The organism is Sneathiella sp. (assembly GCF_041689005.1).
In the GTDB taxonomy this organism is placed as follows: Bacteria; Pseudomonadota; Alphaproteobacteria; order Sneathiellales; family Sneathiellaceae; genus Sneathiella.
Genome location: NZ_JBDNHC010000139.1, coordinates 44,836 through 57,303 on the forward strand (window position 1 = coordinate 44,836; position 12,468 = coordinate 57,303).

Annotated in this window: 13 protein-coding genes; 6 read left to right on the plus strand and 7 right to left on the minus strand. The window is 58.6% G+C overall.

What is annotated here, in order from left to right:
* Window positions 1-5 precede the first annotated feature (5 nt).
* The 4 genes from ACESNI_RS15620 to ACESNI_RS15635 all read right to left on the minus strand — a co-directional run bounded on the left by ACESNI_RS15620 (window position 6) and on the right by ACESNI_RS15635 (window position 3,870).
* The gene (locus ACESNI_RS15620; RefSeq protein WP_373088642.1) at window positions 6-1,694 is read right to left on the minus strand and encodes a thiamine pyrophosphate-binding protein; all 1,689 of its coding nucleotides are present in this window, start codon (window positions 1,692-1,694) and stop codon (window positions 6-8) included.
* Between the two features lie 81 nt (window positions 1,695-1,775).
* A complete protein-coding gene (locus ACESNI_RS15625; RefSeq protein ID WP_373088644.1) occupies window positions 1,776-2,585 on the minus strand; it encodes an iron chelate uptake ABC transporter family permease subunit in 810 nt (269 codons plus the stop codon).
* On the minus strand, window positions 2,578-3,402 hold the full coding sequence (locus ACESNI_RS15630) for an ATP-binding cassette domain-containing protein (protein ID WP_373088647.1): 825 nt from the start codon (window positions 3,400-3,402) through the stop codon (window positions 2,578-2,580). The genes ACESNI_RS15625 and ACESNI_RS15630 overlap by 8 nt, the downstream gene beginning before the upstream one ends.
* Before the next feature lie 3 nt (window positions 3,403-3,405).
* The gene (locus ACESNI_RS15635; protein WP_373088649.1) at window positions 3,406-3,870 is read right to left on the minus strand and encodes a Fur family transcriptional regulator; all 465 of its coding nucleotides are present in this window, start codon (window positions 3,868-3,870) and stop codon (window positions 3,406-3,408) included.
* A gap of 98 nt (window positions 3,871-3,968) precedes the next feature.
* On the opposite strand from ACESNI_RS15635, the gene ACESNI_RS15640 reads away from it, so the two are divergent.
* On the plus strand, window positions 3,969-4,928 hold the full coding sequence (locus ACESNI_RS15640) for a zinc ABC transporter substrate-binding protein (protein ID WP_373088652.1): 960 nt from the start codon (window positions 3,969-3,971) through the stop codon (window positions 4,926-4,928).
* Window positions 4,929-4,938: 10 nt separating this feature from the next.
* Here ACESNI_RS15640 and metW read toward each other — a convergent pair whose 3' ends face one another.
* Together metW and ACESNI_RS15650 are read right to left on the minus strand one after the other, a co-directional pair.
* Entirely contained in the window at window positions 4,939-5,580 is a 642-nt protein-coding gene (metW, locus tag ACESNI_RS15645) for a methionine biosynthesis protein MetW (RefSeq protein ID WP_373088654.1), read from the minus strand.
* The gene (locus ACESNI_RS15650) at window positions 5,573-6,721 is read right to left on the minus strand and encodes a homoserine O-acetyltransferase (RefSeq protein WP_373088656.1); all 1,149 of its coding nucleotides are present in this window, start codon (window positions 6,719-6,721) and stop codon (window positions 5,573-5,575) included. The genes metW and ACESNI_RS15650 overlap by 8 nt, the downstream gene beginning before the upstream one ends.
* A 163-nt stretch (window positions 6,722-6,884) precedes the next feature.
* On the opposite strand from ACESNI_RS15650, the gene ACESNI_RS15655 reads away from it, so the two are divergent.
* From ACESNI_RS15655 to ACESNI_RS15665, 3 genes are read left to right on the plus strand one after another with little or no spacing between them, the layout of a single operon-like run.
* Entirely contained in the window at window positions 6,885-7,739 is an 855-nt protein-coding gene (locus ACESNI_RS15655) for a chorismate mutase (RefSeq protein WP_373088659.1), read from the plus strand.
* A 31-nt stretch (window positions 7,740-7,770) separates the two neighbouring features.
* On the plus strand, window positions 7,771-8,859 hold the full coding sequence (gene hisC, locus ACESNI_RS15660) for a histidinol-phosphate transaminase (protein WP_373088662.1): 1,089 nt from the start codon (window positions 7,771-7,773) through the stop codon (window positions 8,857-8,859).
* Window position 8,860: 1 nt separating this feature from the next.
* On the plus strand, window positions 8,861-9,802 hold the full coding sequence (locus tag ACESNI_RS15665) for a prephenate/arogenate dehydrogenase family protein (RefSeq protein WP_373088664.1): 942 nt from the start codon (window positions 8,861-8,863) through the stop codon (window positions 9,800-9,802).
* A 10-nt stretch (window positions 9,803-9,812) separates the two neighbouring features.
* Here ACESNI_RS15665 and ACESNI_RS15670 read toward each other — a convergent pair whose 3' ends face one another.
* Complete coding sequence (locus ACESNI_RS15670; RefSeq protein ID WP_373088667.1) at window positions 9,813-10,856, minus strand: DUF2125 domain-containing protein; 1,044 nt, start codon at window positions 10,854-10,856, stop codon at window positions 9,813-9,815.
* A 102-nt stretch (window positions 10,857-10,958) separates the two neighbouring features.
* On the opposite strand from ACESNI_RS15670, the gene ACESNI_RS15675 reads away from it, so the two are divergent.
* Window positions 10,959-11,867: a DMT family transporter gene (locus tag ACESNI_RS15675; RefSeq protein ID WP_373088669.1), complete on the plus strand. Its 909-nt coding sequence runs from the start codon at window positions 10,959-10,961 to the stop codon at window positions 11,865-11,867.
* Window positions 11,864-12,466, plus strand: coding sequence for a gamma-glutamylcyclotransferase (locus tag ACESNI_RS15680; protein ID WP_373088671.1), 603 nt, complete (start codon window positions 11,864-11,866; stop codon window positions 12,464-12,466). The genes ACESNI_RS15675 and ACESNI_RS15680 overlap by 4 nt, the downstream gene beginning before the upstream one ends.
* The last annotated feature ends 2 nt before the right edge of the window (window positions 12,467-12,468 follow it).

A 12,468-nucleotide genomic window follows, 5' to 3' on the forward strand; every position in this document is an offset into this window, starting at 1 on the left:
GTTGGTCACGTCTGCGTTGCCTCCCCCTGCGCCCGGGCAGCGGTCAGGGTCTGATCCGGCGTCAGGGCGTCCGGATCGACAATGATCTCAATCACCGCTGCCTTTCCGCTGCTCACCGCATCGGCGAACACGCTTTCGAAATCCTCGGTCCGGCGCACGGTTTCGCCGAACGCGCCATAGGCACGGGCGAGGGCGGCAAAATCTGGATTGGCGAGATTGGTCGCATAGGTGCGGGCGGGATAGTGCCGTTCCTGATGCATGCGGATGGTGCCGAGCATGCCGTTATTGACGACAAGGAAGATCACGGCGGCATTGAACTGCATGGCGGTGGCGAGTTCCTGCCCGAGCATCATGAAACAGCCGTCGCCGTTGAAACTGACCACGGTGCGCCCGGGCTCGGTGATCTTGGCGCTGATCGCCGCGGGCACACTATAGCCCATGGCGCCACTGGTCGGCGCCAGCTGGCTGCGGTACATTTTATGTTGAAAGAAGCGATGCGCCCAGACGGCGTAATTGCCCGCGCCCGCCGTCACAATGGCATCCTCGGGCAGGGTTTCATTCAGCCAGGCGACGATTCGGCCCATATTGACCGGTCCCGGCACCTCGGTCGGCTGGATACGGGCGAGGTAATCGGCATGGGCGCTCTTGACCCGCTCTTCCCGCTCGGCGCTTTTATCGGCGCCAAGAGCGCGGGCGGCGCGCGCGAATTCCGGCATCCGGGCGTTGATCGCAAGATCGGGCAGATAAACGCGGCCAAGCTCGCCGACGCCCGGATGGACATGGACAAAATCCTGCTCCGGCTCCGGCAGGCCCAGCAGGGTATAGCCCTGAGTTGTCATTTCACCGAGGCGCGGGCCGACGACCAGCAATAAATCGCTCTCGCGGATGCGCGCCGCCAGCTTGGGGTTGAGAGCAATGCCGACATCCCCGGCGTAATTGGGATGGCGGTTATCGAAGCAGTCCTGCGAACGGAGCGAGGCCCCTGTCGGAATGCCCCAGTTTTCCGCGAAAGCCTGAATATCGAGAACAGCGGATTGCGTCCAGGTTGCCCCGCCAACAATCATGAAGGGGCGCTTCGCGGCCTTGAGGCGGGCTTCCAGATCTGCCATATCGTCGGTGGCCGGGGCGATGGAAGGGGCCTTGGCGGCGCGGCTGATATCAGCGGTGACGACATCGTCGGTCAGCATGTCTTCGGGCAGCGCCAGCACCACCGGCCCCGGCCGTCCCGAGAGCGCGGTGTGGAAGGCGCGGCTGATATATTCGGGAATACGGCGGGCATCGTCAATCTGCGCCACCCATTTCGCCATCTCACCAAAGACCTTGCGGTAATCCATTTCCTGAAACGCCTCGCGGTCAAGGGCATCGCGGGCGACCTGCCCGACAAACAGGATCATCGGTGTGCTGTCCTGAAAGGCCGTATGCAGGCCAATGGCGGCGTTGGTCGCGCCGGGGCCGCGGGTGACCATGCAGATGCCCGGCTTGCCGGTCAGCTTGCCGTAGGCCTCCGCCATGTTGGACGCGCCGCCCTCATGGCGGGTGTTGATCATACGGATGGCGTTGGCGTGGTTATAGAGCCCGTCAATGACCGCGAGATAGCTTTCGCCGGGTACGCAGAAAACCGTATCCACCCCCTGCAGGGCGAGTTGATCGGCGAGAATGTCGCCGCCGGTCCGCGTTTTTTGTGATGCCGTCATTTAACCCTCGTCAAGCTGGCTGCTGTTTTTGGAAGACCTAACAAACCCCAAAAAAAGGGCAATGTCCATATCTGGACCCGGTTATTTTATCGCGGCGGAACTCCGGCGGGTCGCCACCACGAGCGAAACGAGGGCAAAGAGAGCGGCGGCGGTGGTGACGATGCTGGGCCCGGACGGGGTGTCAAACTCGATCGAGCCGAAAATGCCGCCAAAAACAGCCAGCAAACCGAGAATTGCTGCCCAGATTGCCATGCCCTCCGGGGAGGTGACAAGCTGGCGTGCGGTTGCGGCCGGGATTATCAGCATCGAGGTGATCAGCAGGATGCCGACAATGCGGATGGAGACGGCGACAACAATAGTCATCAGCAGCATCAGGAGGATATTGCTCCAGACGGAATTGACGCCCTCGGCGCGCGCCAGGTCCTCATGGATGGTCATCAGGGTGAGGGACGACCAGTTGAACACGAGCAGGGCGATGACGATCACGCCGCCGCCGTAAATCCAGTAAAGATCGCTGATCCGCACCGTCAGGATATCGCCGAAAAGATAGCTGTAGAGATCAAACCGGGCATTATCGAGGAAGCTGAGCGCGACCATGCCGATTGACAGCGCCGCATGGGCGAGAATGCCAAGCAAGGTATCGGTCGCCAGCACTCTTCGTTGCTGCATCCAGACCAGCAGCATGGCAAAAGTGGCACAGATGATAATGGTTGCAAGGTTGATGTTAAGACCATACAGCAGGCCGAGCGCGATCCCGAGCAGCGCGCTATGGGCAAGGGAATCGCCGAAATAGGCCATCCGGCGCCAGACGACGAAACAGCCGAGCGGCCCGGCAATAAGGGCGACGCCGATCCCGGCGGCGAGGGCGCGAAGGACGAATTCGTCAAGCATGGGGCTCTCCCGCAGAATTATGGGCATGGCCGTGCGACTGGTCGTGCCCGTGATCATGGGAATGCCCGTCGCTGTCGCTGTGCCCGTCGCCCAGATTATGATCATGAGTATGGTTGTGATCGTGGCTGTGGTTATAGACGGCCATCAGGCGCGCCATATCTTCGCCGAACAATGAGATGAACTCCGGGTCGCGCGCCACCATATGCGGCTTGCCCGAGCAGCAGACATGATGATAGAGGCAGACAACCTCCCGCGTGCTTGACATCACCAGATGCAGATCGTGAGACACCATCAGGATGCTGACCTTGCGATCGGCATAGATACGATCGAGCAGTTTGTAAAAGGCGAGTTGGCCGGTGACATCGAGATTCTGCGCCGGCTCATCAAGGACCAGCAACTCCGGATCGTCCAGCAGCGCCCGCGCGAGCAGCACCCGTTGCAGTTCCCCGCCCGAAAGTACATGCAACGGCTTGTCAAGAATATCGGTAATGGCGGTTTCCCCGGCAACTTCTGCCACCGCGGATTTCGAGGCTTTCTTGCGCAGGGTCAGAAACCGGCGGGTCAGGATCGGAATGGTATGATCGGCGACGAGCTGTTGCGGGACATAGCCGATTTTGAGGCCTTTACGGCGGATAATCTCGCCCTCATCGGGCCGGTAAAATCCCATCATGCATTTGAGCAGCATGGATTTTCCAGCGCCATTGGGGCCGATGATAGTGATGAAATCGCTCTTTCCGACGCTCAGCGAGACATCGGTAAGGATTGACCGGCCTTCGCGGACAACCCCGATATGGCGGGCGGATAAAAGATCGGTCATCGTCTAATGCGTATCCCGGCAGTCGCGGCATTCGCCGGTAATTTCAAGAGTGGTATGCTCGGCCCGAAAGCCGTTGTTATGACTGGTTTCGTTGATCACGTCGGCCAGCTCGCTGTTACAGCATTCTTTCGCCTCGCCGCAATCGGTGCAGATCAAGAAATAACATTCGCGATGTTTCAGCGGGTGGCTGCAGCCGATGAAGGCCTTGAGGCTGTCGAGCCGGTGCACGAGGCCGTTTTCGGCAAGAAAATCAAGTGCCCGGTAGACGGTCGGCGGCTTGATGGCGGCGATGCGGCTGTCTAGCCGATCAAGGATGTCATAAGCCTTGACCGGGCCGTGGCTTTCCCAGACAAGTTCCAGAACCTTTCGGCGCTGCTGGGTGAAACGCAGGCCGCGCTCGGCGCAGATATTGTCCGCGCGCCTGAGGGCCTCCTCGACACAGTCGCTATGTTGATCGCAGTTATGCATGAAGGCTCAAATCAGTAATTGACAACGTTATGTTATAATATAACATTCGCGGTCTTTCGCAAGCCAATTCTATCACACAACCCGATAAGGACCCGACAATGCGCCGTCTTTTCGCTGCCCTTCTTACCCTCTTCCTGGCTTCGGGGCCGGCCGCCGCCGCGGAAACGGGTGATGTGGTCGTGACCTTGAAACCCCTCCATTCACTCGTTCAGGGCGTGATGGGCGATACGGGAGAGGCGGTCCTGCTGGTAAACGGCATCGCCTCACCACATGGATTTTCCCTGAAGCCCTCGCAGATCCGGGCACTGCAGAAGGCATCGGTGGTTTTTTATGTCGATGAGGCGATGGAAACCTTTCTGGATAATGCGTTGGCAGCACTGCCGCCACGAGTGCGCAGATATGCGTTCGCGGAAAAGGCGGGCATTGATATCCTGCCGCTTCGCGAGGGCGGCGCGTGGGATGCGCACCACCATGAGGATGTCCACCATCATGGGGCAGACCACCATAATGGTGAAGAACAAGACCATGCGCATGGGGAGGATAACCTGCATGTCTGGCTCGCCATCGGCAATGCGCAGAAAATGGTCGCGGCCATCGCGGCGGAACTCACCCAAATCCATCCGGAAAACAAGGCGATCTACGCGGCCAACGCGGCCGCGTTTGAGGCCCGGCTCGTAAAGCTGGATGCGGCGCTTGAACAGAAACTTGCACCGGTCAGGGCGCGGCCCTTTGTCGTCTTTCACGATGCCTATGCGTATTTCGAGCGGGCCTATGGGCTGACCGCTGTTGGCTCAATCACAATCGACCCGGATCAGCCGCCCTCCGCCCGCCGTCTGCAGGAGATTCGCGAAAAAATCACCGCCGCAGGTGCCGTCTGCCTCTTCCGTGAGCCGCAGTTCGATGACAAGCTGGTGCGCACCGTGGCCGAGGGGCTGCCGATCAGGCTTGGGACTCTCGATCCGCTCGGAATAGGCCTGCAAGCGGGTCCGGCGCTTTATGGGACACTTATGACCAATCTCGCGAGTGATCTGGTTGAATGTCTAGCGCAAAAGGGTTGAGGGCTGGACCCTAGGCCTTTTTCTTGGACAGCATAAAAATACAATCGGCACCGAATAAATTAGCAAAGGCCCCGTAGTTTGTGCGGGTCATGACCTTCCCCGACGCATCGACAATGACCGTCTGCTCGATGGTGACGCCCATTTTGCCGCAGAGAGCAGTGAAATCCTTCAGCGTGCAGAAATGAATGTTGGGCGTCTCATACCACGGGGTATCGAGCGAATGGGTCATGGGCATCCGGCCCTTGAACGCCAGATAGCTGCGGCACCGCCAATTGGCGAAGTTGGGAAAAGAGACGATGGCCCGCTGCCCGATCCGAAGGAGTTGCTCAAGGACGACATGCGGCTGATGGGTGGCCTGCAGGGTCTTGCTGAGGATCGCATAATCGAACCCGCCGTCGGGATAGAAGCCGAGATCGGTATCGGCATTTCCCTGAACGACGGACAGGCCGTTGGCGACGCAGATATTTACGCCGGCCTGACTCAGCTCAAGGCCGCGCCCGTCGACATTTTTCGTCTCCGTTAGATGGGCGAGCAGCTGCCCGTCATCACAGCCAACGTCGAGTACCCGACTGCCCGGCTTGATCATTTCGGCGATCAGCTGCCAATCAACACGAATGTCCCGCTTTGGAATAAATTTTTCCTGCTCATTCATCGGTCAACCCCCGGCTTTTCGCGCTTGATTGCAGGAAGCCCTGAATGGTCTTGAACATTTCCGGGGTGTCGAGAAGGAAGGCATCATGGCCCTTGTCGGTTTCCACTTCGACAAAGCTCACATTCGCCGCGGCGGCGATGAGCGCATGAACGATCTCCCGGTTTTCCGAAGTTGGGAACAGCCAGTCGCTGGAAAAGGAGACAACGCAAAAGCGCGTTGGCGTCTTTTGGAAGGCATTGGCGAGCGATCCGCCGTGATCCTCGACCAGATCAAAATAATCCATGGCGCGTGTGATATAGAGATAGGAGTTCGCATCGAAGCGGTCGACAAAATTGATCCCTTGATAGCGCAGGTAGCTCTCAACCTGAAAATCCGCGTCGAAGCCATAGGTCAGCCGGTCGCGATCCTGGAGGTTGCGCCCGAACTTGCGATGAAGCGCGGCCTCTGACAGGTAGGTCACATGCGCGGCCATGCGGGCGACGGCGAGGCCAGCGGTCGGTTTCGTCTCGCTGTCATAGTAATCCCCGCCCTGCCAGCTTGGATCCGCCATGACGGCCTGTCTGCCGACCTCGTGAAAGGCAATATTCTGGGCCGAATGCCGGGCCGCACAGGCGATGGGAATCGCACTGAAGCAGCGTTCTGGATAGGCGCTGGCCCATTGCAGGACCTGCATGCCGCCCATAGATCCGCCAATGAGGCTGAACCAGCTGTCAATTCCCAGATAATCCTGAAGCAGGGCCTGCGCGCGCACCATGTCACCGATGGTAATGATCGGAAAATTCAGCCCGTAGGGGCTGCCGGTTTCCGGGTTGATGTCTTTCGGGCCGGTGGTGCCCATGCAGCCGCCGAGAACATTGCTGGAGACGATGAAATATTTGTCGGTATCGAGAACCTTGCCGGGCCCGATCATCTGGTCCCACCACCCGTTTTTGCCGGTGATCGGCTGTTTGCTCGCGGCGAACTGGTCTCCGGTCAGGGCGTGGCAGACGAGAATCGCATTCGACTTGTCGGCGTTCAACGTGCCATAGGTGCAATAGGCCATTTTGACGTCGCGGATCGAGGTCCCACAATCGAGCGGCATGGCTTTATCCTCCGCCAGGATAACGGACTGACTACCTGAATGTGGAGGATATACGGACACGACGGAAACTCTTTTCGTACAAATGGAATAGAAAAATCTTTGTTTTGCATGACTTTGCTGTTAGCTAGTGCCGAGGGGCAAGGTCTGTCAATATATTCTTTGCCAAATGGCGGGTTTTATGGCCTTGTTTTGAATAACGGGGCCGGTAATTCAGGTAAATATCGTGACAACAACAAATAATGAACTGGACACGCTACGACTGGAAATTGATCGGCTTGATGCCGAGCTGTTATCTGTTCTGGAAAAGCGAATTGCAATAGTTGAACATATTGCGGCGGCCAAAAGCAGCGACGGCAAGGCGCTCGCCTTTCGGCCGGGGCGGGAGGCTTCGGTCCTTCGCAATATTCTCAGTCTTCATTCCAGCAAGTTGCCGGCCGCTGTCGTAGCGGCCATCTGGCGAGAACTTATTTCCGCCGTTGGCGGCATGCAGCGGCCCTATAGCGTCTCAATCACCGCGCCGGATAAATCAGTTGGATACTGGGATCTGGCGCGGTTTCATTTTGGCTCCGCCACCCCGATGAAACTGCATCAGTTGCCGTCGGTGGTCCTGCGCGAGGTTTCCGAAAACCCGGCGACGCTGGGCGTCCTGCCATGGCTGAGCCGGGAGCGGGACACCTGGTGGCAGCATCTGGCGCAAGGCGGCGACAATGTGCCGAAAATTCTGGCGGCGCTACCCTTCATCGACAATCCGGCCGGTGGGTTTGAGGATTTGAGTTCGCTTGTCATCGGGCAGGCGGAACCCGAGGCGTCCGGCGACGATGTGACCCTGCTGGCGGTGATGACAACATCCGAGCCAAGCCGCGCGCGCCTGAACGAACAGCTGACAAAGGCCGGCCTTCCCGGGTTCTGCTCCGATTCCCGGCCCCCTGATACCAAGGACGGTGACTGGCTACATCTTATTGAAATCGGGGAATTCATTTCCAAGTCAGACCCGCGGCTGGTCACCCTTGGCGAAACGATCGGTGAAAGCTTCATTAAAACCGTCATTCTCGGAGCCTACGCCGTTCCCATCAAATAATGTGTCGATCCCTCAAGTTGAGAGTTGCCCTATGTCTATCCCGGTCCCACAACCTGGCATTTTGAATATCACCCCCTATGTTGGCGGCAAGTCCAAGGCGGGCGATGCCCCCGTTGTTGCCAAGCTGTCGTCAAACGAGTCCCCGCTCGGGCCAAGCCCCAAGGCGGTCGCGGCGATCGAGGCAATGATTGGGCAGTTACACCGCTATCCCGATGGCGGCGCGGCGGCATTGACGGCGGCCATTGCCGAGGTTCATGGCCTGGATCCGGCGCGGATTATCTGCGGGAATGGCTCCGACGAGATTATCACCCTGCTCAACTCCGCCTATGTCGGTGTCGGCGATGAGGTCCTGTTCACGGAGCATGGCTTCCTGATGTACGCGATTTCCGCCTCGGCGGCGGGGGCGACACCGGTAAGGGCCGCCGAAATGAACCGCACCGCGGATGTGGACGCGCTGCTGGCGGCGGTGACCGACCGCACCCGGATCGTTTTCCTCGCCAACCCGAACAACCCGACGGGCACCTATATTTCCGATCAGGAGGTCCGCCGCCTCCGTGCGGGCCTGCGGGATGATGTGCTGCTGGTTCTGGACGCGGCTTACGCGGAATATGTCACCAAGGATGACTACCGGCCGGGCAAGGAACTGGTCGAGGCCCATGACAATGTGGTGATGACCCGGACTTTCTCGAAGATATACGGGCTGTCGGCGCTGCGGCTTGGCTGGGCCTATTGTCCGGCGGCGGTGACGGATGTGCTGCACCGGGTGCGCGGGCCCTTCAACGTCAATGCGCTGGCTCAGGCAGCGGGGGTCGAAGCTGTCCGCGATCAGGCGTTTATCGAGAAGGCACGGGAGCATAACGATAAATGGTTGCCGATCCTCACGCAGAGCCTGCGCGGCATGGGACTGGAGGTAACGCCCAGCGTCGGTAATTTCCTGCTGATCGATTTCAGGGACAGCGGGAAAACAGCGGCGGAGGCCGAACAGTATTTATCGGCGAAGGGGTTGTTATTGCGGGCGGTTGCGGGGTATGGATTGCCAACCTGCCTGCGCATGACCATCGGGCTGGAGACGGAAAACCACGCAGTTATAGAAGCGTTGCGGCAGCTTCTGGGTAAATAGAATGACGGATGTAAAGTTCAAGCGGCTCGCCCTTATCGGGATTGGCCTTATCGGGTCCTCGATTGCGCGGGCGGCACGCCAGCACGGACTGGCCGATGAGATCGTCTGCGCCGCGCGCACGGACGAGACGCGCCGCGTTGCGCTGGACCTCAAAATCGTGGATGCTGCCTATGAAAACCCGGTTGATGCGGTCCGGGGTGCGGATCTGGTGATTTTCTGCACGCCGGTTGGTACCTATGAAACAATTGCGAAGGCCATTGCCCCGGCGCTTGCCAAGGGCGCGATTGTCACCGACGTCGGCTCGGTCAAGGGCGCCGTGATCAAGGCTATTGGCCCGCATATGCCCGATCATATCGATTTTATCCCGGGTCATCCGGTTGCGGGTACGGAAAACTCGGGGCCGGCTGCGGGCTTTGCTGAATTGTTCATCGGGCGCTGGTGTATTCTGACGCCGACGAAGGACGCGGGCGAGGGCGCCATTGCGCGGCTCTCTGCCTTCTGGACGGCGATGGGCAGCAAGGTCGACACCATGGATGCGGAACATCATGATCTCGTACTCGCCATCACCTCACATATCCCGCATCTGATTGCCTATAACATTGTTGGTACGGCGGATGACCTCGAAGACGTTACCCAGTCGGAGGTTATCAAATATTCAGCTGGTGGCTTTCGCGATTTTACACGGATTGCCGCCTCTGATCCGACCATGTGGCGGGACGTTTTCCTGTATAACAAGGACGCGGTGCTTGAAATGCTCGGGCGGTTCACCGAGGATCTGGCACAGTTGCAGCGGGCCATTCGCTGGGAAGATGGCGATATGCTCTTCAAAACCTTCTCGCGGACACGGGCGTTCCGGCGGCAGATCATCGATGCCGGACAGGAAACCGCCGCGCCGGATTTCGGCCGCGTTCATCCCGGAGACGATTCCGCGGGCAAGCCGTAAGCCCGTCTTGCTAATCCTTGAATAATGGCGACAGGCGCATCAGGAACATGGGGCCGAGATAAAGCCCCCCCTCCTCTGCCGATAGCGGAACGGTAAGATACCGGGTGCCGTCGTCTGCCTCTTTCGCCAGCAGGTTCAGGCCAAAGCCAATGGTGCGCGCGGCATCGGGCTTGATTTTCCCGGACGCGGTCAGGGCCTTCAGGATATTGTCATAGCCGGAAATGCGGCTGTCGAGATTGCCGAGCAGACGGAATTCCGGGTCGAGCGCGAGTTTCCCCTCGCCGTCCAGCGCACTCCCGCCCCACCGGACCTTCAGGGCCTGTATCTGCAGAAAGCCGCCATTATCGCTCCATTTTGCGATGGTTTCCCGGGTTGGGAGTTTCTCGATGGTCCCGTGAACGACTGTAGCCAGCGCAACCTCAGAGAGGTTGGTGCCAAGCGGGAAGTCATCCAGCCCCTCAATCGTTATATTGTCACCGCGGAGGGCAATCTGCTGCCGGTTTTCCGTGGTGGCGTCTATGACGCCGGTGGGGTCAGCCTTTGGCTCTGGTCGGCTATGGAGCTGGAGCCTGTCGGCGCTCAGAGGCGGGCGCCATGATGGGACGGCGTGGACGTCTTTCAGGTCCATGGCCATGGTTTCAAGGCGTCCTTGCGTATTGAAAGTGCCGCTGGCAAGTGCGGAGGAAGTCGTGATCTTGACGTTCCTCTCCTCTTCCTGGTTCCGCCAGGAGGCAATGGTCTCCCCCTCGACATCAAATATGACATGGGTTAACTGCCAGGGCTGAATAACCGCGCCAAAGCGCGATATGAAAATTTTCGGCTGCTGATAATGCGTTGGATTAGAGATGAACAGGTTGTCGGCGTTCAATTTGACCCGGTAGGGAAAGCCGCCGGTGACGAAGGGAGTATGGGAAATTTCATATCCCTCGGCGGTCCGCTGCTTCTCCCAGTTGGTTGCGAGTGTGATCATCGTATCGGAGACATGCTGCCACCAGAGGACATATCCGACAATAACAACAACGAGGGCGAGGATACTCGTGTAAAGAATACGCATTTTTTATCCGTGGCAGTTTGCTTGTGAAATAGGCCTGCACTCTATATAGAAAGAACCAGAGCTGTCACTGATTTTTCCCGAGTTTCAAGACTGTCCAATTGCATGAGCGTTTCGCCATCTTCGCCACCGAAAGGGTTTTATCTGACCGTGATGCCGGCGGTGTTCGTCTTTTTATGGAGCACCGGGTTTATCGGGGCGAAGCTCGGCCTCCCCTATATCGAACCGTTGACATTTCTTGCCTTCCGCTTTGGAATTTGTGTCGTCATTATGATCCCCGTGGTCCTGTTCACCCGAACCTACTGGCCCGCCCGCTGGCAGGATTACGGCCATATTGCCATCGGCGGGCTGCTGATGCATGGCGGCTATCTCGGGGTTGTCTTTATGTCCATTGATCATGGCACGCCCGCCGGGATATCGGCGCTTATCGTCGGAATTCAGCCATTAATCGTTGCGGCGCTCGTGGGGGTGCTGCTTGGGGAAAAGGTGTCATGGCGCCAATGGGCCGGGCTGCTGCTGGGGCTTGCCGGTGTGTTTCTGGTCGTGGCGAACAAGCTGTCGGTAGGCGAGGGGACATTGTTTGGCATGGGGCTGTCCTTCATCGCACTTTTCAGTATTGCCGGCGGCACGCTGTATCAGAAGAAATTTTCTTCTAACATGAACCTGAAAAGTGGCAATCTGATCCAGTTCACGGTTGCTGGACTGTATTTTACCGCGACATCCTTCCTGTTTGAATCGGGGAAGGTTGTCTGGTCCGGCGAGCTTGTCTTTGCTCTTGGCTGGCTGGTGATCGTGCTCTCGCTCGGGGCAATGACGCTGCTTTATATTCTACTCCGTAATGGCGCCGCGGCGAATGTGTCCAGCCTTTTCTACCTGACGCCCCCCTGTACGGCCATTGTTGCCTATTTCCTGTTTGATGAAGAGCTTGGCCCGCTTTCGCTGCTCGGGATGGCGATTGCCGTCGTCGGCGTGGCGCTGGTCAACTACAAACCCGTGAAACCGAAAAGAATATGACACAGAAATACGACCTGACGCTAGAACCTGACCTGCCGCCCGTCGACTATCCGTTGCCGGAGTTGCCCGCGAATGAGGATTTATGGATTTTCGGCTATGGCTCGCTGATGTGGCGACCGGGATTTGATCATCTCGGGATAGAGGACGCGCGGCTTTTCGGGTATCACCGCGCTTTTTGTGTGACTTCCATTGTGCATCGCGGCACTCCGGAAACGCCGGGTCTTGTGCTGGGCCTTGACCGCGGAGGCTCCTGCCGGGGAAAGGGCATTCTCTGTCCCGCCGCAATCCGGGAACCGGTGATCGATTATCTTTACCGGCGTGAAATGGTGACAAGCGTATACCGGCCGAAAATGGTGCGCATACAACTGGCAAAATCGGGTAGTATGGCCTCTGCCCTGACATTCGTCGCCGATCCCGCGCATGAACAATATTGCGGCAAACCGACGCTGGAGGCCGCCGCCCGGGTCATTGCCCGCGCCCATGGCCGCGGCGGCCCGAACCGCGAGTACCTGCAAAGCACCATCGACCATCTGGATACCTTCGGCATCAGTGACGGGCCGCTCCACCAGATTATGAAGTTAATTGAAAACGGGGCTTGAGC

Excerpts from the sequence above, each read along its gene's own strand:
- ACESNI_RS15680 (WP_373088671.1), top strand. The coding sequence starts at position 11,864 with ATGACACAGAAATACGACCTGACGCTAGAACCTGACCTGCCGCCCGTC.
- ACESNI_RS15625 (WP_373088644.1), bottom strand. The coding sequence starts at position 2,585 with ATGCTTGACGAATTCGTCCTTCGCGCCCTCGCCGCCGGGATCGGCGTC.
- ACESNI_RS15635 (WP_373088649.1), bottom strand. The coding sequence starts at position 3,870 with ATGCATAACTGCGATCAACATAGCGACTGTGTCGAGGAGGCCCTCAGG.
- ACESNI_RS15670 (WP_373088667.1), bottom strand. The coding sequence starts at position 10,856 with ATGCGTATTCTTTACACGAGTATCCTCGCCCTCGTTGTTGTTATTGTC.
- ACESNI_RS15630 (WP_373088647.1), bottom strand. The coding sequence starts at position 3,402 with ATGACCGATCTTTTATCCGCCCGCCATATCGGGGTTGTCCGCGAAGGC.
- hisC (WP_373088662.1), top strand. The coding sequence starts at position 7,771 with ATGTCTATCCCGGTCCCACAACCTGGCATTTTGAATATCACCCCCTAT.
- ACESNI_RS15675 (WP_373088669.1), top strand. The coding sequence starts at position 10,959 with ATGAGCGTTTCGCCATCTTCGCCACCGAAAGGGTTTTATCTGACCGTG.
- ACESNI_RS15640 (WP_373088652.1), top strand. The coding sequence starts at position 3,969 with ATGCGCCGTCTTTTCGCTGCCCTTCTTACCCTCTTCCTGGCTTCGGGG.
- metW (WP_373088654.1), bottom strand. The coding sequence starts at position 5,580 with ATGAATGAGCAGGAAAAATTTATTCCAAAGCGGGACATTCGTGTTGAT.
- ACESNI_RS15620 (WP_373088642.1), bottom strand. The coding sequence starts at position 1,694 with ATGACGGCATCACAAAAAACGCGGACCGGCGGCGACATTCTCGCCGAT.
- ACESNI_RS15665 (WP_373088664.1), top strand. The coding sequence starts at position 8,861 with ATGACGGATGTAAAGTTCAAGCGGCTCGCCCTTATCGGGATTGGCCTT.